General features: G+C 40.6%; 18 protein-coding genes, 1 tRNA gene and 2 pseudogenes. 14 read left to right on the top strand and 7 right to left on the bottom strand.

Going from position 1 to position 24,976, the window contains the following annotated elements; translation table 11 throughout:
- Window positions 1–6: 6 nt before the first annotated feature.
- Both ACM0OX_RS15435 and ACM0OX_RS15430 read right to left on the bottom strand, forming a co-directional pair.
- Entirely contained in the window at window positions 7–1,998 is a 1,992-nt protein-coding gene (locus ACM0OX_RS15435; protein ID WP_414515869.1) for a glycosyltransferase, read from the bottom strand.
- A 251-nt stretch (window positions 1,999–2,249) separates the two neighbouring features.
- A complete protein-coding gene (locus tag ACM0OX_RS15430; protein ID WP_414515867.1) occupies window positions 2,250–5,102 on the bottom strand; it encodes a DUF3131 domain-containing protein in 2,853 nt (950 codons plus the stop codon).
- 1,183 nt (window positions 5,103–6,285) lie between these two features.
- On the opposite strand from ACM0OX_RS15430, the gene ACM0OX_RS15425 reads away from it, so the two are divergent.
- The 5 genes from ACM0OX_RS15425 to ACM0OX_RS15405 all read left to right on the top strand — a co-directional run bounded on the left by ACM0OX_RS15425 (window position 6,286) and on the right by ACM0OX_RS15405 (window position 10,086).
- Window positions 6,286–6,453, top strand: coding sequence for a hypothetical protein (locus tag ACM0OX_RS15425; protein WP_414515865.1), 168 nt, complete (start codon window positions 6,286–6,288; stop codon window positions 6,451–6,453).
- A gap of 116 nt (window positions 6,454–6,569) precedes the next feature.
- Entirely contained in the window at window positions 6,570–7,373 is an 804-nt protein-coding gene (locus ACM0OX_RS15420; protein WP_414515863.1) for a TIGR04255 family protein, read from the top strand.
- Window positions 7,373–7,915, top strand: coding sequence for a hypothetical protein (locus ACM0OX_RS15415; protein WP_414515862.1), 543 nt, complete (start codon window positions 7,373–7,375; stop codon window positions 7,913–7,915). The genes ACM0OX_RS15420 and ACM0OX_RS15415 overlap by 1 nt, the downstream gene beginning before the upstream one ends.
- Before the next feature lie 7 nt (window positions 7,916–7,922).
- Window positions 7,923–8,453, top strand: a complete 531-nt coding sequence (locus ACM0OX_RS15410) for a hypothetical protein (protein WP_414515861.1) — start codon at window positions 7,923–7,925, stop codon at window positions 8,451–8,453.
- A gap of 334 nt (window positions 8,454–8,787) precedes the next feature.
- On the top strand, window positions 8,788–10,086 hold the full coding sequence (locus tag ACM0OX_RS15405) for a hypothetical protein (protein ID WP_414515860.1): 1,299 nt from the start codon (window positions 8,788–8,790) through the stop codon (window positions 10,084–10,086).
- A gap of 30 nt (window positions 10,087–10,116) precedes the next feature.
- Here ACM0OX_RS15405 and ACM0OX_RS15400 read toward each other — a convergent pair whose 3' ends face one another.
- Complete coding sequence (locus ACM0OX_RS15400) at window positions 10,117–10,791, bottom strand: S-layer homology domain-containing protein (RefSeq protein ID WP_414515926.1); 675 nt, start codon at window positions 10,789–10,791, stop codon at window positions 10,117–10,119.
- Between the two features lie 245 nt (window positions 10,792–11,036).
- On the opposite strand from ACM0OX_RS15400, the gene rpiA reads away from it, so the two are divergent.
- Window positions 11,037–11,747, top strand: a complete 711-nt coding sequence (rpiA, locus tag ACM0OX_RS15395; RefSeq protein WP_414515858.1) for a ribose-5-phosphate isomerase RpiA — start codon at window positions 11,037–11,039, stop codon at window positions 11,745–11,747.
- A gap of 439 nt (window positions 11,748–12,186) precedes the next feature.
- Entirely contained in the window at window positions 12,187–13,818 is a 1,632-nt protein-coding gene (locus ACM0OX_RS15390) for a protein kinase domain-containing protein (protein ID WP_414515856.1), read from the top strand.
- Window positions 13,819–14,015: 197 nt separating this feature from the next.
- On the opposite strand, the gene ACM0OX_RS15385 is transcribed toward ACM0OX_RS15390, so the two are convergent.
- The 4 genes from ACM0OX_RS15385 to ACM0OX_RS15370 all read right to left on the bottom strand — a co-directional run bounded on the left by ACM0OX_RS15385 (window position 14,016) and on the right by ACM0OX_RS15370 (window position 18,041).
- The gene (locus tag ACM0OX_RS15385; RefSeq protein WP_414515854.1) at window positions 14,016–15,197 is read right to left on the bottom strand and encodes a CapA family protein; all 1,182 of its coding nucleotides are present in this window, start codon (window positions 15,195–15,197) and stop codon (window positions 14,016–14,018) included.
- Window positions 15,198–15,414: 217 nt separating this feature from the next.
- A tRNA-Ser gene (locus tag ACM0OX_RS15380) sits at window positions 15,415–15,499 on the bottom strand.
- Window positions 15,500–16,069: 570 nt separating this feature from the next.
- Window positions 16,070–16,405, bottom strand: coding sequence for an STAS domain-containing protein (locus ACM0OX_RS15375; RefSeq protein WP_414515852.1), 336 nt, complete (start codon window positions 16,403–16,405; stop codon window positions 16,070–16,072).
- Window positions 16,406–16,595: 190 nt separating this feature from the next.
- Entirely contained in the window at window positions 16,596–18,041 is a 1,446-nt protein-coding gene (locus ACM0OX_RS15370; RefSeq protein ID WP_414515851.1) for a PQQ-dependent sugar dehydrogenase, read from the bottom strand.
- A 65-nt stretch (window positions 18,042–18,106) separates the two neighbouring features.
- On the opposite strand from ACM0OX_RS15370, the pseudogene ACM0OX_RS15365 reads away from it, so the two are divergent.
- The 7 genes and pseudogenes from ACM0OX_RS15365 to ACM0OX_RS15335 form a co-directional block, all read left to right on the top strand.
- Window positions 18,107–18,232: pseudogene (locus ACM0OX_RS15365) on the top strand (IS1 family transposase); the annotation flags it as partial.
- Window positions 18,233–18,816: 584 nt separating this feature from the next.
- The gene (locus ACM0OX_RS15360; protein ID WP_414515849.1) at window positions 18,817–19,089 is read left to right on the top strand and encodes a hypothetical protein; all 273 of its coding nucleotides are present in this window, start codon (window positions 18,817–18,819) and stop codon (window positions 19,087–19,089) included.
- Window positions 19,090–19,315: 226 nt separating this feature from the next.
- Complete coding sequence (gene ilvD / locus ACM0OX_RS15355; protein ID WP_414515847.1) at window positions 19,316–21,022, top strand: dihydroxy-acid dehydratase; 1,707 nt, start codon at window positions 19,316–19,318, stop codon at window positions 21,020–21,022.
- 401 nt (window positions 21,023–21,423) lie between these two features.
- Window positions 21,424–21,816 (top strand): hypothetical protein, encoded by a 393-nt coding sequence (locus ACM0OX_RS15350; protein WP_414515845.1) that lies wholly within the window; start codon window positions 21,424–21,426, stop codon window positions 21,814–21,816.
- Between the two features lie 167 nt (window positions 21,817–21,983).
- A pseudogene (locus tag ACM0OX_RS15345) lies at window positions 21,984–22,169 on the top strand (ATP-binding protein); the annotation flags it as partial.
- 20 nt (window positions 22,170–22,189) lie between these two features.
- Complete coding sequence (locus ACM0OX_RS15340; RefSeq protein WP_414515843.1) at window positions 22,190–22,819, top strand: hypothetical protein; 630 nt, start codon at window positions 22,190–22,192, stop codon at window positions 22,817–22,819.
- Window positions 22,820–22,994: 175 nt separating this feature from the next.
- Window positions 22,995–24,008: an alpha/beta hydrolase gene (locus tag ACM0OX_RS15335; RefSeq protein WP_414515842.1), complete on the top strand. Its 1,014-nt coding sequence runs from the start codon at window positions 22,995–22,997 to the stop codon at window positions 24,006–24,008.
- Window positions 24,009–24,976 lie beyond the last annotated feature (968 nt).

Genomic DNA, 24,976 nt, shown 5'->3' with positions numbered 1-24,976 from the left:
TACCTTTTAAACCTCTTTTGGAGGCTGCCAAACAGATGCGCGGATGATCGCCCACAAAAGTAATAAATTATAGATGGCCCATGCACCATTAAGTAGGTGAACATCAGGATTATTTAAATGGCCAATTGCGAATTGGTAAAGGCTCCATAGCATTCCCAAGATGGTAAGGATAAAAACAACCAACTGTGGCCAAACGAGCCGGAGATAAATCCCGGATTGGCGCTGCTTAGGTGTGACTTGGAAATTGAGCTTTTGTCCTGTTAACACACTCCATACAGCTTGGATTAATAAGGGGAATAAAGCGATCGCATATTGTTCAGAACGCCATACTTCTCTAGCTGGAATGCCCCAAGTGGCTGTAAGGAAAGTCAGACGGTTAATAATAAAAGCTGGGAAGAAGTGTATGGCAAAGTCAGACCCGTAGGTTTTAACTGGAACAATATCCGTAAAAAAATAGATAATTGGACAAGAAATAAAAACCAGAGTTGCAAAACCAGAGAAATAACTATACATCGTCTTGAAATATTGCAACCTTTGCCAAAACGTTAGCCCTGATTTTGTCAGTGGATTTTCTCTCACTAGCACTTGGATAGTTCCTTGTGCCCAGCGTAGCCGCTGTTTAAGAGTAGAACTTAGATCGTCTGGAGCTAAACCTTCTGCCAAAAGTTCATTGTGATAAATAGATTTCCAGCCAGCACTATGCAGACGCATGGCTGTGTTCATATCTTCCGTGATGCTATTACTGGATACCCCACCAACTAAATCAAATTCATCTAAACGTTTTTCATCTTTGGCAAATTCATCAGCAAAATTTTGCAGTCCGACACTAACTAATGCTTCACGTCTGAGGATCGCATTTGTACCCGTATAAAACGCGGCATTCATGCCATCTTTACCTTGTTGAAGTGGCCCATAAAATAAATTTGCTCGATGTCCAAAAGGATCGCCTGGAGGAATATTGTAAAAATCCTGGCGGGTCTGTACAAAAGCAATTTGATTCTGGTCGTATTTTCCGGTTGAAAGATTATAGGCGTAGAAATAAGGCAGAACTCGCTTGAGAAAATTTCGCTTGGGAATGTGGTCAGCATCTAGAGTAACAATAAAATTTCCTGAAGTTTCTCCAGAAAAAATTGCGTAATTGATGTTGCCTGCTTTCGCATGATGTGCTACACCAGGCGTCTTCGGACGAGCAATGTAGCGAAAACGAGTGAGTTCAACTAGTTCTAGTTCTTTTTTGTAAATAGCTTCTTCTAAAGTTTTCCGTTCGGTAATTAGGCGATCGCGTAGCGTCTTTGTCGGAGAATCGCTAATACTGGGATGAGTCGCAGATAGCCAAAGAATCAGCGATCGCAAACTTTGCACAAATCCAGCCGCAGGCTGGTTCACTACTGATTCTGATGTTTGCAGCCATTGTTCGGCAGCTTGAGTATCAGGCGTCAGATTTTCCAGTTGCTTCAAGCGCTCCAACAAACCAAAATGTTCTGCATCAATCCGTTCCGCTTCTAGCTGTAATTGCGCTGACTGCAAATCTTCAATACACAATCTTTCTGTCATCGCTCGCATATCAGCCGAGTTACCATCATCCAGCACATAAACGCGTAACTTGATTGGCGGATAATCCATTGCCAGAGCAGCTTTGGCAGTTTTTTCGACAATTTCCGGCGGCTCATTGTAGCAGGTTACAAACACATCTACTGTTGGCCAATCGGCTCTGGGTATGGGTGGGGTCATCTGGTCGAGAGACTTAATTTGTCTAACCAAAGGTCGCCACAACCCAATTACAAACATTACGCCACCGAAATAGCTGTAAATCTCAGCCATCAGCAAAGGAATAGATATCCAGAGGGCATCAAAATTGATCGAATGGGTGATGCGCCATTGCAAATACCAGATACCAAAAATTAAATTGATTTCTGCGAGATAACGAAATAACAGCGTTCTTTTTTTGAGTAATGAGCGGCTGTTCCCAGAAAAGTTTGTCAGAGAAACTGAAGTCATCTTAGTACCGATAGTTAATGTATCTGCATCCCCATCAAAATAAGTATTCCCTAGTTAAATTTGTGACTAACAATTTTTTGTCGACAAACCCAAAATTGGCGTTGCTGAATTGAGTTATGAATCTGGATGTAGAGATGTAGCACTGTTATGTCTCTACAAGGATTTTGGTATTACTAGGACTTATGCAAAACTACACACTGTAGGGGCAATTCATGAATTGCCCCTATCTGAAAATCAGGATTTTGGTTATGTTATTTTGTGCCAGTTACTAAGTGAGTCTTTTCACCATCTGAAACCCAGTAACTTCCAGAACTATCAGAAGTTAACTTGGTTTGTTGTATGGCAGTATTTGGTAGACCTCGCCCAGAATTTCCCTTGGTAACTGTCTGCCACCAAAGGGAGTTCATAGTGGTCGGACGAATTAAGGGTTGTCGATTTGTCACATTGTATAGTAAGGATTGCAAAATCATACTGTTGGTGCTGCTGGTGAAACCAACTGCTGTTTTGCCGGTGGTTTCGTAGAAGCCCTCATAAAATCCAATTAGTGGATTATATAAGTCAGTCGTTCCTTCCTGTAACTGTTGACTATACTTATTGTCTGGAAGCAGGGCATTATAGGCAAAAGCTACTGCTGTACTTACCAATCGCCCTTTTGGTACTGGTTGACCGTCATCTCCTAAAGCTACCCAAGACTCTCCTTGTCCAGTAATTGTACTGTGGACAGTGTAAGGTTTACGATCGATCGAGGTGGTGGCTGAGGCTGTGAGGGTGCCGGTGCGACGGTAACGTTCAGCTTGTGCTTGAAAAATTGGCTCAAAGAGCGATCGCATTTTTGGATCTAATCCAAACTCCAATGCATAGAGTACAAAAGGATTGCTAACTGTATATTGGTTAACTTTAGAATTAGTATCTGTGCGATGGCGTTGAATTGGGACTTTCAATCCCTCCACTGAGGCAGTTTGATATTCACCCCCAACAGCAGAACGATCGAGATTAAACCCCCATAATTGAAAAGCACGAGCGGCATATTCCTCATAACCCAAGCGGATTTCGGGGTTAACGCGGGTGAGATATCGCCCATCTTCCTCTCTGGTAACGGTGGCACTGGAGAGAATACCTTCGCGCACCACACGCAAGTATGACCAATCCAGAACAATTTTATCTACAGCAGCCGTGTATTCTGGATGACAGCTTTTTAAGTTGTAAAGCGCTGCCAGCATTCTACCCAAATCTAAAGCTGACCAGCCATTGCCTTCGGGAGCTGGATTACCACCATAATCGACTGGTTGCAGCGATCGCGTATCATAACTCCGACTCGGCAATTCACCCGCAAATAACGGTAACTTTGTCAAAGCTCCTAAGAGATGGCGGGTGCGCTGGTCAAATTCTTTGGGGGTAATTGTATCGAGCGATCGCGCCGCATGGAGTGCTGCGAGATAATCTCCCAATCCCCAGAGGGTTGCACCTTTAAAATCACTGCGATCGTCTATCAGCCCATTCTTGGCGTGATAATTTGCTTGAAAGTATCGCCAAGCCGCCTCTGCATAGCGCCGTTCAACAGGCGTTAGCGATCGATCTAGTTTCAGGTTAGATGATGACTGGGGACTATCCACTGGTGGAATAGGTGCAACAGCTACTTCTGTCGGTTTAGAAGTATCCGCAGGGGTTGCAGTTGGAGTCGTAACAGTAGAATTGGGTTGATTTGCAGGTGTTGTTGGAGAGGCATTTTCACTAGGTTTGCCAGTAGAATTAGGTTGATTTGAGGATGTTCCTGAAGAAGCATTCTCACTAGGCTTGCTAGTAGACACACTCGTAGAAGCGGAAGCAATTAACGGGTGATTTCCCCTAGCTTTGTAGTATAAAATCTCTAAAATTAACCCATTAGTATTACCAGTCAAAGCTTTATTGGGTTGTTTTGATTCTTCATAGATCCCAGCATAGTAACCACTATCATCAGGACTGCGGAGATCCTTGACTGCATCAAAAACTTTTTGGGCATAAGCATTCTCTGGAAACAGATAGTGCCAGCCAAAAGCTGCTTTTGTACTCAGGCTGCGAAACTGTGGATAAGGTTGATTGGTATCGGTAATAGTTGCCCAATTTGTACCGTTGGCGTAAACGGTGTTGTAGAGAAAATAAGGTGCTTGGTCGATATTATCTTCTGTCACCGCAGTTAACTGACCTGTGGTATCAAAACGCCGTTTTTGCACATCTAAAACCCTAGCAGCAAAATCAGCTAACTCACCCTGCAAGCCAAATTCAATCCCATCAAGGATATAAGACTCACTCACAACGTAATTATTAGCATTGGTGCTTTGAAAGTCACGGCTATCAACAGGGATTTGCACACCATTAATTTCAACTAACTTAAACGGTTCTAAGGCAATAGCCTTGGGTGCTGAGAAACCCCAAAGTTGATAACCCCTAGCGCCGTATTCTTCGTAGCCGAGTCGTCCTTCTTGTACTAGTAAGGTTTTGTTATCAGGGAGAACAGTAGCGCCAAAAAGTTGTCCATCTTTGAGCGATCGCGCCACCTGCCACTTCGCTATAATTCCTTTGAGCCAGTCATTATATTGAGGATGACAGGTACGGATGACATCAAACGCAGCCATTATTCGCCCAACATCCAAAGCAGACCAGCCAAGACCACGCTCCAGCGGATTGTTACCATAATCAACCATCTGTGCGGTGGCTGCGTTATAGACTTTATTGGGCAAAGCATCTTCAAATAACTTCAGACTGCTAAGAGTCGTCAAAAACTTATTGAGGCGGGAATCAAAGTCTGCTTGATCGGTAAGATTCAACCATCGTGCAGTATTCAATGCCATCAGGTAGTTACCCATATCCCAGAGTGTACCTGAAGGATAACCCCCAGTAGAATTGGTAAATCCCGTTGCTGGCTGATAATTTTTGACAAAATACTGCCAAGCTGCACGAGCATAAGTCTGTTCTTCAGATGTCAGCGGGGTTGTAATATTGCTACAGCTATTGGAATTTTGAGATAAGACTGGTGTCGGGATGTAAAACAAAAATTGCAGAAATGTTCCAATTAGGAACAATGCAATCCATCTCAACAGCTTTGGTTGAGGGGGTTTGTATATCATAATTTAAAGAAGAAGTTAGGAGCGTCATAGCCCGTCTGTACAGTTATAATTCATAAATCAAGTTTTATCCGGTATAAAAAATAGACTTGGCGATCGCTTTAGTCAATAGCGGTCAACCATTTTCACCGCAGAGATGCCACCTCTGCTAATCTGTCGGCTAGTCCTGTAGAAAATTAAGATAGCGAAAATTGAAGCTGGAGCGATCGCAGCAGCCGGGAGGAACGGGATTTTGTGAGGTTGGGTGAAAAAGGTGCGATGCCCACAACATATCTTTAATCGGAATAATCACATGAAGCCGTTTGTATGGGGATAGCGGTTTAGCGGCAGTGGCTGACTTTTTGGGAATGCGTTAGAAACACACTTAAAACGGGAATAATAAAGTGTCTAGATATACTAAATAGTTATAAATACAATGCAACCCCAACGTACTGCTGTAATCTTGATTGGTTATCAAAATGACTACTTTGCAACCGATGGTATTCTACATAATGTCAGTAGACCGAAAACTTCTGCGATCGCTCTTTTCTGAATACCAGTCTAAGTGGTGGAACTAAACAATTAATTAGAGGTAGGCGGAGTTATAAGACCAGTTACACTTTAAACAGCGATAAATATGGTTCAGTCACTTTTAGTGTGTGGATAGTTTGCACATATAAAAATGGTAAAAGACAAGAGCATGGGCGGGAATTTTTTGTTTATGCTGTCTATAAAGTTAAGTTAACTTTGCAGCTGATACACGATGACTATCGTCTACGTTTCGGGATTGAGAGTAGTTATTGCATGAAAAACCAGTGCCGAATCAAAACAAAAGATTAAAAATCCCACCATTCGGCTTTTATTTGTAGCTTTGGCATTCTTAATTATTAATGTCTGGATTTATCTAGTATGGCATTATATCAGCCGTTTAAAAAGAAGTACTAGACAAGTTTTTTCTCACCTATTTACTCTCAAACAGATGCTTGAATTTTTACGCCAAGCAGTAGACCGCAACTATGGGGTAGCCTGCGAAGTTTATTTACCGTCCGGCTGATTTTGCTTGATTTTTGCGGCTTATTTATAAGCTAGACTTATTATCGGTTCCAGGCAATCAGCTTTTTTACGTTCTCCGAAAAATTGTATCATACACTACTATTTTTTAGCGATCACAAAACTTTTCGGTCTACTGAATTTAACCAGGAAGCAATTGACAGCCCTTAGCTTCGCAGAAGCATTAGCTGATGACGAGATTGAACTAAATGATTTACAAGGCAATAATCCTTGTCGGCAAGCGTGTTCTCAAGCAGCCTATAGAGTCGTTTTAGCTGCTCAATGCTCGACAAGGATTGTAGCGAAACTAGCTTCTCCAGAATAACTTATACTCCTTTGCTGGGCTGCGTTTTAGCTCTTCTATTAAAATCTGTTAATCTGTAAATATAAAATTGTTGATTTAAATCACATCTAAGCATCTATTAAGAGTAATATTATGGCATGGGAATTGCTATAGCAACACTGTGGGCTTTAGCGCTACGCAGCAAAACAGGTAAAAAGATGGAGGAAAAAATACAGCATTACATAAAAGCACCAATTACTGAGGCTGTTATTGACTTACGCGTTGAAATGTCTTTTGAGGGAGGGTTGTCCTCTCTTAATGATTTTGGGCATCGTATACAAGCGGAATACTTAAAACGCAGCGAGCTAGTTAACGTTGAAAGTCAAATCCAGATTAAAGAGGGTGAAACATCCATAGCTGGTAATCAGACTGTTTTCGGTTATCGCTATTCATCTCCTGACAATAAACAAATTGTTCAAGCACGTTTAGATGGCTTCTCATTCAGCAGACTAGCACCTTATGAAAAATGGGAAATATTTCGAGATGAGGCACGACGATTATGGGATTTATACCAAGTTACCACTAATTCAACAACGGTTACCAGAGTAGCAGTACGTTACATCAATCGGCTAGATTTACCTTTACCTTTAAATAATCTCAAAGAATATTTACTCACAGCGCCAGAAATATCCCATAAACTTTCTCAAGGGCTTAGTGATTATTTTATGCAATTAGAAATTCCTCAAGAAGATATTGGAGCAACACTAGTATTGATTGAAGCACTTATACCGTCTTCTAAAGATAATTTTCTTTCTGTATTATTAGATATAGATTTATTTTCTAATGTTGATTTTGCTAGCAACGATGATAAACATTGGAGTTTACTAGAAACTTTTCGTAGTCGTAAAAACGAAATATTTGAAGCTTGCATTACCGACAAAACTAGGGAGTTGTTAAAATAATGGCTACATTCACTTTGGCGTCACAGAATAGCTCATTTGTTCGTAATACTGGCAACACATCACTTCCACTTGAAGGGCAAGAAGGAAGACTATTAAACAGTAAAATTCATCAAGTATCAGACAAAATTAAAACGGATGAACCAATCCAGAGACTTTTAAAATCTTTTGAAGAAGATAATCAGCAAAGAAATCAAAGACTTCTGGATTATATCCAATCTCTGCGCTCTAAAATGGTTACTAGCAATGAAACTGAGTTTACGCTATCAGTTCTCGAAAAAGCCGAGCAGGTATGGAAAAACCTAAGAAGCGTTTTTTTGTCGAAAGACCAGTGCTTAGAAGTACCAGATGCTTGTCCTGGATACCAAGATAATTTCATGTATGCTTGGTCAAAAGGAGAACACTATCTTGAATGTGAAATTTTTGGCACTGGAGAAGTGGAGTTCTTTTATCGCAATAATGATGATATTTGGGGAGAAGATATAAAAGTTGGACAGGAGTTCTCTACCGCAATTATTGACAAGCTTGCGCTGTTTGCTTGGTGACCTGTCTATGAGGCTGGATCTGGTACAAGATTTAAAATCAGTGCCAGATCATTGCCACGTTATACGCCTTGCTCGATTACCAAAAGATTTTTTAGAAAAGAAAAAGGTTTTACCCGTTCAACTAGATAAAGAATTGGAACCTTCAACTCAAGACAAGGATTCAAAGCCTCCTCATCTCAGTTTTTGGGTTGAATTTCTTACAACACCAAACCAAGCATATAATTTCTTGCGGGAGAACAATCCTAATTCAGACAAAAAATTGGTTCTTCGCCTGAAAGTTGAGGAAATTCGTAAAGTTGTGGGGATTGTTGATAAAGAAAATACTTACCCTGAATTATTAGATGTTATATGGGTGTTTCTTGAAAAATCTGTAAGAGATAGCCATCCAGGGGCAAAAGGACACTCTGGAATCATTGGTTTATTCGAGCAATCTTTACCTAGCGGACTAACCAAAGGACAGTCAAAGCTTTTACGCAAGTATTTGCGCTCAAAGCTAGCAGAATTAGCATCTAAAGATTGTTTTATGCTTGAAGAGTAAAATTATTTATTTAAATTAAAAATCAAATTAATAATAAAATCCAAAATCACAGATTTTTGTTATAAGTATTTTGGTTTCTAATAAAATATACAAACCAAAATACTTACCGAAAAATACAAGTTGTCGCAATTTTTAAACTAAACCGTTTAGTTTAAAAATAGTGATTAGTAAATTTTTGACTTACTTGTGACTAATAATTTCTTGAGAAGTTACGATGAAATCACAATCGAACTTTAGTTAAGATATTTCCTTCCCAGACAATAAAAGCATCAAACAGCAATGCCTCTTCCGTCGAATTCTACCAATTTATAGTAAATCTCATTTAGCAAATCCCATGCCACATCGTCATTATCCTCCCGCCTACTTACGCTATCTCAAAGCCAGGTTATGGAATCTAGGGCGGCCTGGTTTTTGGGGAACTGCGATTTTTTTATCTGTAGTTGGGCTAGCAACCTGGGAATACTGGTCAAACCCAGATATTTTCGTTTATAAGCAAAAAAAACCAGTCGTTTTACAAAAGTCTGCTGATTCCTCGCTGTCAGAAGAAAACAAAGCTATTGCAGCAGATATTGATAACCTACCAGTTTTATTTAATGACTTTGAGCAAGCAACTCTCTCATTAAACGCAAATGCGCCTGAAGAAAAGACTGAGGCAAAAAAAACCAAAGGCTCATTAGATGATGTAATTAATAAACAAAAGTCTGCTAATAATACCAAATTAAATCCTAGTTCAGGTGTTAACGGCGACACCTCCCCAACCGCGAAAAATCCCTTTGTCCAACAAACAGACAATTTATTGCGTACTGGAACAGTTGATAGTAATAACCCGTTTCTAGGTCTTAAAACCTTTAATACGGCGTCTGAACCAACAGAGGGAGACCAAACATCTTCTAGCCTGGGTGTTGGATTCACTAATCAAACCAATAAGAATCAAAATTCTCTCTCTATCAACCCTTTGCAAGCAGCTCTTAATCAATCGACAAACCAGAAATTGTCTAGCTTTAGTAGTAGCACTGCAACTCAGACAAATGCCTTGGGGCAAGACTCCGCTCCAGGAACAACCCTAATGCCACCCATCAATAGCTTAACCAGTCAGAATTCTCTACCAAATACTGGGTTAACTACTGGGACAGGCAACACGTCAACGGGTACGAACTTCCCACAAAATCCCTACAGTAATTTAAATAACGGTCAAGTAGTGCCTAATAATGGGTTAACTACGGGTACGAACTTACCGCAAAATTCCTACAATACTTACACTAATTTAAACAACGGTCAAGCAGTGCCTAATGTAGTGCCTAACGTAACACCAAGTAATACTGTACCTTACTCTAGCCAGAGTCCGAGTCAAAGTGTTGTCACACCCACAAACCCCGTGGGATATGGGAATTATGGCTTGCAGCAACCGATTCAACTCCCACAATCTAATTATGGGAATTATGGCTTGCAGCAACCGACCCAACTACCACAAACTAATTATGGGAATTATGGCTTGCAGCAACCGACCCAACTACCACAATCTAATTATGGGAATAATGGCTTGCAGCAACCAGTGTTGCAGCAACCAACACAGTCTAATTCCGTATATCTTCGTCAACTTCGAGACAGGTATAGAAATCCTGGTCAAAACTGATTTTGAGTACGTTGGCTTGATCGAGTCTAGTTAAGGTGATTGTGGGCTATTTGGAATTATCGGAACTTCTGGTGTTTCAGGTTGTTGCTGTTGTCGTTGCAAATATTTACTCAATACATAAGCCATATCCCCACGGGTTACGGGTTTTAATGGGGAAATATTGCCTTGAGCATCTGTATTCAGAAATCCCTCAGTAGCGACTGTAGCGATCGCTTTTCTAGCCCAAGTTGGGATAAACTTTTCATCTGGATGTGAAGCCAGAATCTCATTTACAGCGGCATCAGGAAATTGAAATACACCATAAGCCTGGGCGAAAATAGCCAGAGCTTCTGCCCTTGTCACCTTTTGGTTAGGAAAGAATTCATTGCCCCGATAGCCTTTCATGATGTCAGTTTTTAAGACTGTCTGTATATCATTAAATGCCCAATAAGAACGAGGAACATCTGGAATAGTTAAATTTTCTTTGGTAACAGCTTCTCTTTTATCTAGACGAAATGCTTTTACCATAATCGAGGCTAACTCTGCCCGACTCAGTAATCTTTCTGGATAAAATTTGCCATCGGGAAAGTTTGTCATCCATTTGACAGCAGTTACTTGTTGAATGGAATCAGCTGTTATTCCAGAATTAGATTCTGGTACTTGAGCAATTGCTGGCAAGCTTTGTAGTAGTGCCATTAAAGATAGAGTAATTGAAAGCTGACGCATCATGATAACTACTTTTAGCTGCTAACGTGAATTAAAAAAAACTACGTTACTGAGGTTAACGCAAAATTTAGTCTCAGTTGATGACGAATTTCGGCTAGGCAATGTTGCTCCCGTTACGTAGTGCGTTAGCTGGTTTCGATCGTCAAGGGAGTAGAAATCAGCAAAAACTTGTTTTTTCTCTTTGAGATTTTGGCGTTATCCGCCCACTACTATGGACTATAGTCAGTTTTTCAGGAGTTTTGGGAATGACAGCAGCAGCAGATCCCGTAAAGTTGATGAAGCAAGAAGTTGGCAAAGCCGCCGCCGCCCTAGTCAAGTCGGGTTCCATTGTGGGGTTGGGTACGGGGTCAACTACAGCATATACGATTCAGTTTTTGGGCGATCGCCTCAAGTCGGGCGAACTCAAAGATATTATTGGCATACCTACCTCGTTTCAGTCAGAAGTGCTGGCGAAACAGTACGGTGTTCCTCTCGCCACCTTGGATGCAATTGACCACATCGATATTGCCATCGATGGCGCAGATGAAGTCGATCCGCAGAAGAATTTGATTAAAGGTGGTGGTGCAGCACATACCCGCGAAAAAGTTGTAGACTACCTGGCAGAACAGTTCATCGTCGTAGTAGACAGTGGTAAGTTAGTAGACCGCTTGGGTTCTAGTTTTGCTGTACCCGTGGAAGTGATTCCAATGGCAATTACCCCTGTCACCAATGCCATCAAAAAACTCGGTGGCAAACCAGAACTCCGTATGGGTGTAAAAAAAGCTGGGCCAGTAATCACCGATCAAGGAAACTTTGTCTTAGATGTCAGATTTGACTCCATTGAAGATCCAGCCGGACTAGAAAAGACATTGAATAACATTCCCGGCGTTCTGGAAAATGGGATCTTTGTGAACTGTGTCGATTTAGTTTTAATTGGCGAAGTCAAAGATGGTCAGCCATTAGTGCGGCAACTGTAAGAATTTTGGATTTTAGATTTTGGATTTTAGATTTCAGAGACATCTAAAATCCAAAACTAAGCAAGATTCCAGTGAGTTTAAACAGAAATTTCACAAAATTCGCCAGTCGTATTAATTCATTCTGAATTCTGAATTCTGAATTCCGACTCCTGAATTCTGTTTTGACATTAAACTTTGGCCTACTTTTCTATAAAACCTCAAAAATAGCCTTAGCCCGTCTTCTGCTTTAAGCTTGCCGCACTCCCGCGTTATCATCTGAGAAAGATAAAACTGTTGCGATCGTGGGGAGGCCTTTCTCACTTTAGAAATTCCAACAACTACATCCCGTAAAATAGACAGGCAAGAACCCTGCCCGATAAAAATATGGGAAAATTTTTGGGAAATCCCTCAAAACTCAGGACTCGGTACTTATCTGCTCACTCAGGACTCAGGACTCTTTATGTTAGCAGGCACAATTTTGCAGGATGGAAAATATACCCTAATTCAAGAAATAGGGCGGGGTGGCTTTGGCATTACGTTTAAAGCTACGCATCACTACTTGGGTCAGGAGGTGGTGATGAAAACCATCAATGAACGGCTGCGACAACATCCTGATTTTGCCAAATTCGAGCGCCAATTCCAAGATGAAGCCAGACGATTAGCTACGTGTATTCACCCAAATATAGTCCGAGTTAGTGACTTTTTTGTGGAAGCTGGACTGCCTTATATGGTGATGGAATACATTCCTGGCGAAACCTTGGGAGACGCATTTGTATTACCGGGGATAACTTTGCCTGAAGCCACAGCAATTCATTACATCCGGCAAATTGGGGCAGCGTTGCAGGTAGTACATAACAACGGCTTGTTACACCGCGATGTCAAACCGGATAATATTATTCTTCGTCAAGGAACACAAGAAGTAATACTAATTGATTTTGGCATTGCCAGGGAATTTAATGGCAATGTCAGGCAGACCCACACAGGTTTGGTTTCTGAGGGTTATTCTCCCATTGAGCAGTATATGACGCAAGCGGCGCGCACACCCGCCACGGATGTTTATGGTTTAGCGGCAACCTTGTATGCACTGTTGACAGCCCAAGTTCCCATGCCAGCATTATTGCGCGATCGCGAACAAATGCCTTCCCCCCGCGAACTGCAACCACACTTGAGTGCTGCTGTCAACCAAGCGGTAATGCGCGGTATGGCAGTAGAGTCTCGTTTTCGGCCAGCGACAGTTGCTGAGTGGCTGCAATTGCTACCTGGAAATGGGGTGAATGGAACACCGCAAGTTTTACCCACTTACGCAGTACCAACTGTCAATTTATCTGCGCAGCAAGCAGCAACTGTAATTGGGAAAACTGCCCAAAATTCTATTTATAGACCATCTGTGCTGGCGCAACCCAACCCAGGCATAGCTAAGGAAACTGTACTGGCTAAAAAGTTGGGATCATCTCAGGTACTTATTGGTATAGGTGTAGCCTTAGTTGCTGCTACAGCAGGTTTTGGGATCACAAGCATATTACCCAAATCTCAGCAGCAGCCAACTGCCAAGCCACTTGTTGAAAAGCCAACTCAAGAATCAGGCGCGAAAGCACCTAATTTTGATAGTACATCTTCACCCAGAGGTGAACAGACTAACACTACCTCAAGAACCGAAACAGCACCTGGCTCTAATTCCAAGCAGCGTCGCCGCAATCGTCGTTCTTCTCAAGAAGAATCTACCAGCAGCCCCACAAGAGAATCGCAACGCGGTGATTCCGAACAATCCACACCTTCACCTAGCGTTTCACCCACACCCTCATTAGTGGAGAAATTACGGGCAATCCGCTCATCTCGAGAAGCTTCCCCCGCCCCCGCACCATTGCCATTTCCACAAAAGAACTTACCCGCTTCTAGTCAAAATCCTGCTTCCCCTCAACCCGTAAGTCCATCAAAACCTCTACTTATACCACCAGCACCACCAACAGAATCCAAACAATCAGATCCTTCTGCTGTGGTAGTACCAACATTGGAAAAGCAAAATTCACCGACTAATAGTGAATCCCAGAATATTCAGAAGTTTGAGGAAAAGCCACAAGATGACAATAACTAGTACCGCAAGGCGGAATTCAAAATTCAAAATTCAAAATTAATACAGCGTAAGCGTTTAATTGGTTTGAAATGGGTGGTTTATTTACGCCGTACTGTACTAATCAATTTTGGAGTTTGGTAAAGCAGCGCGGTGACTCAAGCACCACGCTGACTCCTATTAACTAATTACGAATTACGAATTACGAATTACGAATTATTTTAGGAAGGATCAAGCCTATTATGTACAACAACTTCCCCCTTCTTATTAATCTTCACCGGATTCTTGGGAAAAGCTTGATTATTCAAATAACGCATAAGTTTTACAGTTTGAAAACTCCGATCGATATGAGGAATTCCTTGCCGATCCATCCGAACGGGAATAATTTTACTTGAAACCAAATCTCCTGCTGAGCTGAGTTTGACTTCTAAAATCATTGAGTCACCTGTTTGGGCATTTGTAGATAAAGTCCGATATCCCAAAAAGTTTCCTAAAGAATAGGCAATGATTTTTCCCCGATAAATTTCCATCGCTCTCGGAACGTGAGGGCCATGTCCTAGTACTAAGTCTGCTCCAGCGTCAATCATGTTTCGAGCAAACGCGATCGCATTACCTCGGTTTTCTCCATAAAAAAACTCTGTTTGATTCTTAACATGTAGTGCCCCCGTTCCTTCCGCACCAGCGTGCATCGATACTACTACAATATTGGCTTTATTTTTGGCTTCTGCCACGAGTGCTTTAGCCGCTCCTAAATTATGGATGGAGTTATACATTTCATAAGGAGAAAATCCGATCATTGCCACGGGGATATTGTTAGCTTGCAAATAAAGAATTTGATTTTTATGACCTAATGTTGCAATGCCTACAGCCTGAAGATTTTTCATTGTATCTTTGAACCCTACCGGGCCAAAGTCCATTGCATGGTTATTTGCCATATTGAACACATTAAAACCAGCTTCAGCAAAAAGCTGGGCGTATGCAGGTGGAGAGCGAAAGGCAAAGACTTGTCCTCGACTAATATCTTTGGCAGTATAGGGATAATTAGTTAGACTACTTTCAAAATTACCAAACAAGATATCAGCTCCTTGCAAGTGAGTTATCACTGACTTTGGTAATAATTGATCTCGAAAACGGGGTAATCTATAGTTAGGGAAATTAGTACCGGGAATAATATCTCCAACAGCTTTGATGGTAATAGTATTTGGAAAGGTTTGTTGTTGTGTTTTTGATGGCGTAAGTTCAGGAATAGCTAATGGAAATTGCACAGGCTTAGTAGGCATAGTAGCAGCGTTTAATCGCTGTGATTGACCAAGCCGGATGATGACTCCTATACTAATACCCAGATATAAAGAAATGCTGATTAGACTAAATGAGAATACTCGCCCCAAGCTGCGATCTACCATCGTTCACTCCTCACACGATGGCATTAGTTTATCCCAAAAATCTGTAAAATCTGTGTTAGCGGTGTATATTTTAGTGTTTTTGGCAAATATTTGACTACGTAAATATTAAGCGATAATTCTATCTAACTTGCAAATAAACAGATAAGTTTCTCAAAGCCCTTGTTAAAGGTAGGCAAATTTCCGCTACATTGTAGTAAATTTTCAGTAATCTTTTGAACGGAGAGGGGGGGATTCGAACCCCCGTTGGGTTTCCCCAAAACGCATTTCGAGTGCGTCACCATGAACCGCTCGGACACCTCTCCAACTATTTATTCAGACATTTGAGTATCTATTATACATTCAAATGCTGTAAATTTAAGGAAATTTTGCTGTATTCCCTATACTACTATAGCATTATCGCTTTTTTTGCGTAATGCAATCTTCCAAGAACACCAACGGCAAATTAAGGTCTGTAGACATCAAAAAAGACATCACAAGATTCATGTTACTTAGATTAGCATGGCTTAAAAATAACAGTACTCGTGTTATTCTGTGAAATATTTTTTAATCAGCATCCTCTGATCTCAACTACTCTAATAAAAGCGTAGCCAGCCGTAAGGCTTGTCGTCAGACATCGCACTCCCGTTAATCCTTGCCTTCTATCGCTTAAACTACTGCTGTATCTGCTTTCTACACTTTAACTCTTTTGTTAAGAAAGATGTGACTAATGCATAGATCCCGAAACTAAAAATCCCACCAATCAAAAGGTGGGATGAGTTAAGTATTGAATTGGTTACAGGGACAGGCAGAGCAAAAATTTTAAATCTCTACTGTATTTAGATACTTACCAACTTGTTTCTCAGTATCATTACAGAGAACAAAAATCCTACTAATTAGAATGATTCAAGTGCTTCTGTTTCACTGTCATAAGTCTCAAAAACCGTTATTAGTTGGGTTATCGTCAGAATATCATTAACTTTCGGGGGAAGATTTGTTAATTTAAGTTTCCCACCTTGGTTATTGGTTGTAGTATAACCTGATACTAGCTCACCTATTCCCGAAGAGTCTATTGTAGTCACTCCGCTTAAATTGAGCAAAATCTTTTTAGCACCATTTGCAAGTGCGCTGCTGATAGATTCGCGAAGGGTTAAATCACCTTGGCCAATTGTCACTTTGCCTTTTACATCTAAAATAGTCACGTCTTTCACAGTTCTTGTTTCTATTGACATAGTTATGCTTCGTTAATAGTGTTGTTTTACAAGAACTTATCACGGCTGAAAAATCGTTACAAGGACAGTTAAGACAGATAAGACACTTAAGGAAAAAAGATAAATAAGTTTAGAAAAGTTAGATTCTCGCAATCTATTTTCGTTTGGCGTTGTCGATGCTGTCACTTGTTGGGCGAATGTCGAATTTACTTTACTTGGTAGGCATAGAGACTTCCCAAATTCCTTGATTTCCGCCATATTCTAGAACATAAATCTTATTGCTAATAATCTCAGCATCAATGGGATTACTAAAACCTTTGACAAGGCGCGTAGCTTTAAGTTTATAGTTGGTATTTCCTACTTTAGTTAAATTTAAATGCAGTAGGTCTTGGCTGGCATCTTTAAAAGGGCCTATTAGTGTTTCACCAGTGGGATCGCCTGGTGTCCAACTCAACATAAATCCATCTCTGTTGAATTCTGGACTCATTACTCCTTGCATATCAAAAACTAACCCTAAAGGAGAACGGTGTGTTGTAAAAGTGCTAAAAGTTTTCCCAAGAACACTGGCATCTTTGATTTTTCCATCTACAGGATCGCGGTAATTATCTGCGTCCGGGCCAAGATTAGGAATTGGTTCAATCAAATTTCCAGTAGGCCGAATAGGAAAGGTGGGATCGTTACGATAGTAGCCCTTTTGGATAGCGTTAAATTGAGGGCTTAACAATCGGTCAGTAGCAGGATTATAATTGGGAAATTGTTGTGGATTATCTGTTCCACCAATACGCCAAGGAAAGCCGTAATTACCACCTAAACGTAGCCAATTTAATTCTTCGGACATATCGCGATCTGGCCCATTTTCTGTACCAAATAAATCCCCATTGGGTGCAAAAGCCATATCGAAAGTATTACGTGTTCCTTCTGCAAAAATATAGCCAGCTGTCTTTAAAGTTGCTCGATTGTTTGCCAGAAAGAGATTGTTACCATTACTAGGAAGACGGAGTATACAGGCGGTTAATCCGACTTCGCGAGTATTAGGATATAGACCATCAACAGACTGAACCTCACCATGATCGGTACGAGAACCGCTATTCACATAGATAAAGTTACCATCCAGGCTAACAACTACGCCGTTGAACCGATGGTCATAAGCTGTTTTGCTTTTGGGATAGGCTTCACTCTTAGCTAAGATAGACCAGAGACGCTGTTTTGTACTTGAATTAATTACACCTTTAACAATAATTGCTTGAGTTTGGTTATTCACAAGGTCTGCATTGCCAACTAAATAAATTGTGCCGTTAGGGCCGATGGCCATACCTTGAGTTTCACTTATATTATGATTACTAGAGTTGTACACAAGTGTTCTAGTAGAGGAGGCTAAATTGACTTGATAAATCTCACCATTTCGTTTGAGGTAATAGAGAGTATTGTTTCGTGGATCTTTTACAATCCGCACAGAAGGAGAGACTGATAGTGTATTAATAATGTTGCGAACCTTGATATCAGGACGCAGGGATTGAGGTACAACACTTACTCCAGTAGTGCTATGATTTAATAAAACTATTGTAAATAATAGTGTTATTGTAAATAACAGCGCTTTAAGAGCAAAATTACCGATAAATCTGCGTTTAAATTGCTTAGATGATTTAGTGTTATTCATGATTTTCTTGATAAAATAGTAAGTTAATTTTGTTGTTAAATTCCTCTTGATGAGAGAAAAGTTTTGGAATTTTAGCTTGGGTCTTAGAAGACCATAGTGATGAAACATTTAAACCTTTATGGGACATTATTTGCTCTTGGCAGTGCTATTTTTATGTGACGGATGGATGGAAAGTTTACCCCAGTTTTATCAAAACAGAATTCAGGAGTCAGGATGGGCTAAACCTTAGCTATCCGCTAACAGAATTGAATTCTGTGCTACTGGTGGATGAATAAATGGGTTTAAGACCCACGCCTCTATAGGCGGTCTACAATTAAGCATGGTGTAAAACCATACGGAACTTGATTCTGACTTCTGAATTCTAAATTCTTCTTTTTTATTAACCCAGAAGATCATATCGTCAGTAAAACATATATGACTACGTAGAAAGTGAAAATACACATTTACGTGATTATCTTACACGCCTACAGACGCTCCTAACGTCGCTACCGCTTCGCTATCGAAAAAAATTATGCTATTCCAAATCAATAGATGTGCTTAAATATTCAATTTCGATGGTTACTTGGTTATTGAGTGTATAAAAAAATATTCGTATTTAGCTAATTCATCCTGCATTTATGCAACGCCTGTTAGTGCAATCATGCAATCGTACTATCCTCCCATCTTTGAAAAGCGAAAAGCAATCCGCACCCGAAAAAACTTTCCAACAAAATATTTCGGATTGTCTGATAACTTACTGTATTCTGGGATATCTTACCTTGTGGAAAGCCAAATAATGACTCTGAATATGCAACGACTCATCAAAAAAACTTCTAACCCAATTCGCGAGATAACAGAAGTAACTCCACCATCGACTCAACCGATTGAGATGCCTGAGAGTCAAGATATTCCTGAATCGGTGGTTGAACCAAATCTATCTGTGTACATCGAAGCATCCGAATCGGACTACATCTGTGAACACTATCGCCCTTTGCGCTCCATTGGTAACTCTGGCTGGCAACCGTCTGATGTGTGGCGCGAGTTGAGAGTTGATAATTTCTGCGGGTGAGTAATATGAACGCAAAGAGCCATTCGATTTATGGCTGAATAAAATTATACGTTTGTCTAATTCCTGCTGAAATGTAATTCCTTAGCTACAGCAATAAAGTAGCTCAGGTTTCGTAGTCTCATCTTTTTGATACTTTATAAGTATCAATTTTAAATAAATATATATTGGACATCTCAAAAAAGGCTACATATCATACTCGTACAGAGATTTGATTGAGGCCAGAGCAATGAGTGAAAAAACAACGTCAGAGAATTTCAGAAGTAAAGTTGTTACACAAGGGGTACAGCGATCGCCAAATCGGGCTATGCTGCGTGCAGTAGGTTTTCAAGACGAAGACTTTAAGAAAGCAATTGTCGGTGTGGCTAATGCCTACAGCACCATCACTCCCTGTAACATGGGGATTAATCAACTAGCACTCATCGCTGAAGCTGGAATTAAACTAGCCGGGGCAATGCCGCAAATGTTCGGCACAATTACTATTAGTGATGGGATTTCGATGGGAACTGAGGGAATGAAATATTCCCTAGTGTCACGAGAAGTGATTGCTGACTCCATTGAAACCGTCTGTAATGGTCAAAGTATGGATGGTGTGATTGCCATTGGTGGCTGCGATAAAAATATGCCAGGGGCAATGATTGCAATGGCACGGATGAATATCCCGGCTATCTTTGTTTACGGTGGGACAATTAAACCCGGACACTACAACAGCCGTGACTTGACTGTTGTAAGTTCCTTTGAGGCTGTGGGTGAATACAGTGCTGGTAAAATTGACGACACCGAACTCATGGAAGTAGAACGCCACGCTTGTCCTGGTGCTGGTTCTTGCGGTGGGATGTTCACAGCCAATACTATGTCCTCGGCTTTTGAAGCGATGGGTATGAGTTTACCCTATTCTTCCACAATGGCGGCGGAAGATAATGAAAAAGCCGATAGTACTGAAGAATCTGCCAAGGTATTAGTAGAAGCAATTCGCAATCAATTGTTACCCAGGCACATTATCACGCGCAAATCTATAGAAAATGCTATTTCTGTAATTATGGCTGTGGGTGGTTCAACTAACGCCGTGTTACATTTTCTGGCGATCGCTCATGCGGCTGGTGTAGAACTTAATCTAGATGATTTTGAAATTATCCGCGATCGTGTCCCGGTTTTATGCGATTTAAAACCCAGTGGTAGATATGTCGCCACAGACTTACATCAAGCTGGTGGTATTCCCCAAGTGATGAAAATGCTATTGGTGCATGGATTACTTCACGGTGACTGTATCACGATCGCAGGTAAAACCATCGCCGAAATTTTAGCAGATGTCCCCGATGAACCACCCACGAATCAAGATGTGATTCGTCCTTGGAATAACCCAATGTATGCTCAAGGTCACTTAGCCATCTTGAAAGGGAATCTCGCTACAGAGGGAGCAGTAGCAAAAATTACTGGGGTAAAAAATCCCGGCATTACTGGCCCTGCACGGGTATTTGATTCCGAGGAAGAATGCTTAGATGCCATCCTTGCAAGTAAGATTAAAGCCGGTGATGTAATTATCGTCCGCTACGAAGGGCCGAAAGGTGGCCCTGGTATGCGGGAAATGTTAGCACCCACCTCAGCAATTATTGGTGCAGGTTTAGGCGATGCAGTGGCGTTAATTACTGATGGACGCTTTTCAGGCGGTACTTATGGGATGGTAGTCGGACACGTTGCTCCCGAAGCCGCCGTTGGTGGTGCGATCGCTCTGGTCGAAGAAGGTGATAGCATCACTATCGATGCTAATTCTCGCTTGTTACAAATCAACATTTCCGATGCAGAATTAGCCAGTCGCCGCGCCAAATGGCAACCCCGTCCACCCCGTTATACAAAAGGCATCTTAGCAAAATATGCCAAGTTAGTTTCCTCTAGTAGTGTTGGTGCTGTCACAGACTTGGATTTATTTAATGAGTAGGGAGTAAGGTTAGAGACGCGAGATATCGCGTCTCTCTACAAGAGTATGGAAACATGATTTTCTGGCGTTGGCTGTGAAACTTACAGCAGAATTCAGAATTCAGGAGTAAACATGCTTTATAACTCAATACAGTTCAGTTAAGGCTAAAACTCTTTGCCAAAGTCAATTTTTTTAACGTAGACGCTTCGGCTTGCCGCAGGCTACCGCAAAGGACGCATTCGCGCAGCGTCTCGTCAGAGAAGGACGCAAAGATAAGAAAGAAGTCCTTACCCAACCATATTGCTTTACATGATTCCTAACAGACTTAGCTTGTGTATTTCACCAACTTGAAATCTGCTGTCAGTCGCTCTACTTATGTTTTAAAGTAGAAAATAGTTGATTGAAAGTGTTTGTTACTACCAATGAAAGTTTTAGGGTTAGTTCTGCCAGTCATGTTACTGCTATGCAGTCCTGCTATGGCAGTTGAGCTTAAAGGACAAAATATTGACGGTCAAAAGCTACCTGCTACAGCTTATTACTATGCAACTGGTGGGGTCTACAAAGTTCAGGTGCGCTTTCACAACAAACGAGCCACAATTTACTTTGACGACGGCAACCAAACAACTATACAGTTGAACCAGCGAGCGATCGCTGACTCAAAGAATATTGAAGGTTTTGGAAAACTAGGACAATATCCTTTAAATAGAATATTCAGTGTGGGGTTGGTGTATGACAATAATTGGCTCGGTAGCAGTGATAGTCAATTCCAACTGTCTAATCCGCTAGAGGGGTTGTGGAAAATTAGTTTGGAGTGAATACTCATCCGACTTTAAAAAAGTTTCTCACTTCTAGGAAGCTAATTCGACAATATATCCTCTGCTAGATTCCATTGGTGACAAGTTAAGGAAATAGGTAAATTGTCAAGAGAGAGATTTGCTTGAAACTGTTGCTACTGTAACTCATAAACCTGATAATCTGCTGTATTTTGGATGAATTAAGAAATAGGATGACAATAGCAAGTCAAAAAACTTGTCAATTGTATTGTGGACATCGAGGTGCTGGAAAATCTACAGAACTGCTTAAATTAAAGAAATATTTAGAAAATCGGGAATTTTACGTAATATATTTTGCAGATGATGAAGAGGACATAGACTTAGAAGATACTCAATCTCACATGGAGACAACAACATGACATATTGTTCAAATTGTGGTGCTGAAGCCAATGGCAACTTTTGTGCAAACTGTGGTCGATCATCGACAGGCTTAGAGCCAGTGAACCAACAAACTCCTGATTCGACCAATACGGTTAATTATAGGGAATTGTTAAGCAATCAGGATGATCGTGATTTGATTGCTCATCATGCAACTTTATCAAGGCAGCAGATGAGTGGTGAAGAGTATCTCAAACTGTGTGATATGGCATTGGTTCCATTAGTTGGAGTGTCGGTAACAGCTATTGCATCTGTAGTACGACCTATTTACGCCAGGTTAGGAATAAGAACAGGCAAAATCAGGTCTGCAACATTTAATAAGCCTTTTGGTAAAATTCTGGTTGCATTACTTTGTTCTCTTGCTCGGCACGGTCAAAAAGTTCGTTACGTTCGGCAGGGGCAAGATGGATGTGTGATTGAAGCGATTATACCTTCTAATTTATTGTCATGGGAAGGTACTCTCATCGTATCAATTCAGAGCAATGGAGATAGCACACATGTTGAAGCTGCTACGAGCATCCAAGGTCAGCTTTACGACTGGGGAAAGAGTAATCGTTGCCTTGAAAAATTGTTTTCAAATTTATCCATGACACCAGGGTTAATGTAGGTTATGTAGGCATTCGGAGTAACTACTTCATTAATAAAGTAACATATATATAGAACTCCTATTTAATTTTTTAACAACTAAGCTTTTGAGAAGCTGACCACACAAAGGTTTAGTTTTCAAGATCCAATCATAATTTAAGTAGCATTACTATATATATGAACATAATAATTACATAATGAAAGTTGGCATTCAAAATACAGTAAAAATTATAGAGCAAGTTCACCAATTAGAGTCCACACTAGGTCTTAAAAATGAACCCTGCCGTTCTAAATTTTTGATTCATCCTGACTTCACGTCAAAAGTTTTTTTGTTTTTGCATGGTTTTACAGCAGGCCCTTACCAGTTCGAGCCGCTTGGTAAAGCTTTGTTTAACAAGGGATATAACGTTCTGATTCCTTTACAACCCGGTCATGGACGCTCAGGTGACTGGAAGTCGCAAAATCCTCCACCCTTGCCAACAGATATTGAGATTTATCAACAATTTGTGATCAAATGGTTGCAGATTGCCAAAACGCTAGGGCAACAAGTTGTGATTGGTGGATTATCAACAGGTGGAACTTTAGCTGCTTGGTTAGCTTTAGAGCATCCTCAAGAGATTGACTGCACTTTATTGTTTACGCCTTATTTAGGTAGCCGCTATTTACTATTCGATCAACTCATCAAAATTTTGCCAATTTACTTTGAATGGTTCAACAAAAATGCACCTGGGAATTTTGGTTATAAAGGTTTTCGTCTCAAGGCATTACGGATATTTCTAGAATTGGGATATCAGGTTTTAGACAAGGCTCAAGACTGTGTTTCTGCCCCAATCTTAATGGTATGTAGTGAGGCAGATCGTGCTGTTAGTCGCTCGAAACAGCAGGATTTCTTCCGAAGAATACTTAAGCAGCAACCGAAATCCTGGTATTACTGTTTCGATGATTCGCTTCACATTGAACATCGAATGATGACAAAATTGGAAGACAATGATTATGAAGAACTGGTAATTACCCTCGCTAAAGCATTTGTTGAGAGTAATTTAACTTGGGTAGAGTTTCAGGAAATGGCAAAGCGGATAGTGCAGGGACAACCCTATGACCAAATCACGCGAGAACTCAACTTTGATGAACAAGGTTTTCAACAGCTATCTGCAATGATGACTCAAGGTTTTGGCTGTGAGCATCTTAAATGTATCAATCCAGATTCTTAATGAGTATGTCAATTTTGCAAAAACGTCTTGAAAGACGTGATTTATGGCGTCTCTACATCAGAGTTAGGGTGGGGTAAAAACCAATACGGTTCAGTTAAGGCTAAAACTCTTTATTAAAGTCAATTTTTTTAACGAACCGCAGAGGCACAGAGGGAACAGAGAGAGGAAAAAAATGCTTAACTGAACCGTATTGGGGTAAAAACCAGATTCGTAAACTACTTCAGACTTGTGTGTACACCGTAGCCTTATTCTTGGGGAGGGTATTAAGGGGTAGAGTGTTAGGGACTTTTGCAAGATACCTAATGATTAACTGTTGTTTTGATAGCTCACAAAAAGCTTATCCACTTGTACTGTTAGCCATACGAGAAGGTAGAAAGCCAGGGTAACATGCTCTTGCTGATATGTCAGTGAATCGTGTTGCGGTAAAGTTGGGATGTGCGGATTGGCAGGAGGACTTGGCTTTGAAGGGTGAGTGTCGTCTCTGACCAAGTTTTCCAAGCCAGGTGTACAGGCTAGACCTAATAGAGCTAGCATAGTACGGATTATGTCTGCTTAATTACTTATTAAACTAGTGAAATTTTATATAAGGATATCTAAGTTTCCCGGCTTAGATATCCACTAGCAACATAACCTACATTTAATAGATTGTTAACTCTATTCTAATTACTAATGTTTGTTTTTAAATGGTTCTTGAGGCAGTTATAAATTCATCCTTAAGTTGGATGTCAAAATTAAACATATATTTTAACTTTCTACACTTTGTAAATTTAATTAAGATTTTTATTGTATAATATAATGCTACTTGTTAATAATACCTTCTTAAGAAGTTATTAAATAAATTTTCTGATTTTTACCTGAAGATTTTATACTTGGAACTAACTTCTCAACCTGATTAGCGATCGCAAGCATAAGTATACAGCACTTGCGTCTATTATGAGGTACACTAGATTAAAATATAAATACTTTTA

Source organism: Nostoc sp. PCC 9305 (genome assembly GCF_963920915.1).
In the GTDB taxonomy this organism is placed as follows: domain Bacteria; phylum Cyanobacteriota; class Cyanobacteriia; order Cyanobacteriales; family Nostocaceae; genus Nostoc.
The sequence above is the reverse complement of the archived record's forward strand: the minus strand, read 5'-3'. Positions and strand labels throughout refer to the sequence as shown.

What these genes read in the sequence shown, in the direction of transcription:
- ACM0OX_RS15435 (WP_414515869.1), bottom strand. Translation starts at nt 1,998, where the DNA reads ATGACTTCAGTTTCTCTGACAAACTTTTCTGGGAACAGCCGCTCATTA.
- ACM0OX_RS15430 (WP_414515867.1), bottom strand. Translation starts at nt 5,102, where the DNA reads ATGATATACAAACCCCCTCAACCAAAGCTGTTGAGATGGATTGCATTG.
- ACM0OX_RS15420 (WP_414515863.1), top strand. Translation starts at nt 6,570, where the DNA reads ATGGGAATTGCTATAGCAACACTGTGGGCTTTAGCGCTACGCAGCAAA.
- ACM0OX_RS15415 (WP_414515862.1), top strand. Translation starts at nt 7,373, where the DNA reads ATGGCTACATTCACTTTGGCGTCACAGAATAGCTCATTTGTTCGTAAT.
- ACM0OX_RS15410 (WP_414515861.1), top strand. Translation starts at nt 7,923, where the DNA reads ATGAGGCTGGATCTGGTACAAGATTTAAAATCAGTGCCAGATCATTGC.
- ACM0OX_RS15405 (WP_414515860.1), top strand. Translation starts at nt 8,788, where the DNA reads ATGCCACATCGTCATTATCCTCCCGCCTACTTACGCTATCTCAAAGCC.
- ACM0OX_RS15400 (WP_414515926.1), bottom strand. Translation starts at nt 10,791, where the DNA reads ATGCGTCAGCTTTCAATTACTCTATCTTTAATGGCACTACTACAAAGC.
- rpiA (WP_414515858.1), top strand. Translation starts at nt 11,037, where the DNA reads ATGACAGCAGCAGCAGATCCCGTAAAGTTGATGAAGCAAGAAGTTGGC.
- ACM0OX_RS15390 (WP_414515856.1), top strand. Translation starts at nt 12,187, where the DNA reads ATGTTAGCAGGCACAATTTTGCAGGATGGAAAATATACCCTAATTCAA.
- ACM0OX_RS15385 (WP_414515854.1), bottom strand. Translation starts at nt 15,197, where the DNA reads ATGGTAGATCGCAGCTTGGGGCGAGTATTCTCATTTAGTCTAATCAGC.
- ACM0OX_RS15375 (WP_414515852.1), bottom strand. Translation starts at nt 16,405, where the DNA reads ATGTCAATAGAAACAAGAACTGTGAAAGACGTGACTATTTTAGATGTA.
- ACM0OX_RS15370 (WP_414515851.1), bottom strand. Translation starts at nt 18,041, where the DNA reads ATGAATAACACTAAATCATCTAAGCAATTTAAACGCAGATTTATCGGT.
- ACM0OX_RS15360 (WP_414515849.1), top strand. Translation starts at nt 18,817, where the DNA reads ATGACTCTGAATATGCAACGACTCATCAAAAAAACTTCTAACCCAATT.
- ilvD (WP_414515847.1), top strand. Translation starts at nt 19,316, where the DNA reads ATGAGTGAAAAAACAACGTCAGAGAATTTCAGAAGTAAAGTTGTTACA.
- ACM0OX_RS15350 (WP_414515845.1), top strand. Translation starts at nt 21,424, where the DNA reads ATGAAAGTTTTAGGGTTAGTTCTGCCAGTCATGTTACTGCTATGCAGT.
- ACM0OX_RS15340 (WP_414515843.1), top strand. Translation starts at nt 22,190, where the DNA reads ATGACATATTGTTCAAATTGTGGTGCTGAAGCCAATGGCAACTTTTGT.
- ACM0OX_RS15335 (WP_414515842.1), top strand. Translation starts at nt 22,995, where the DNA reads ATGAAAGTTGGCATTCAAAATACAGTAAAAATTATAGAGCAAGTTCAC.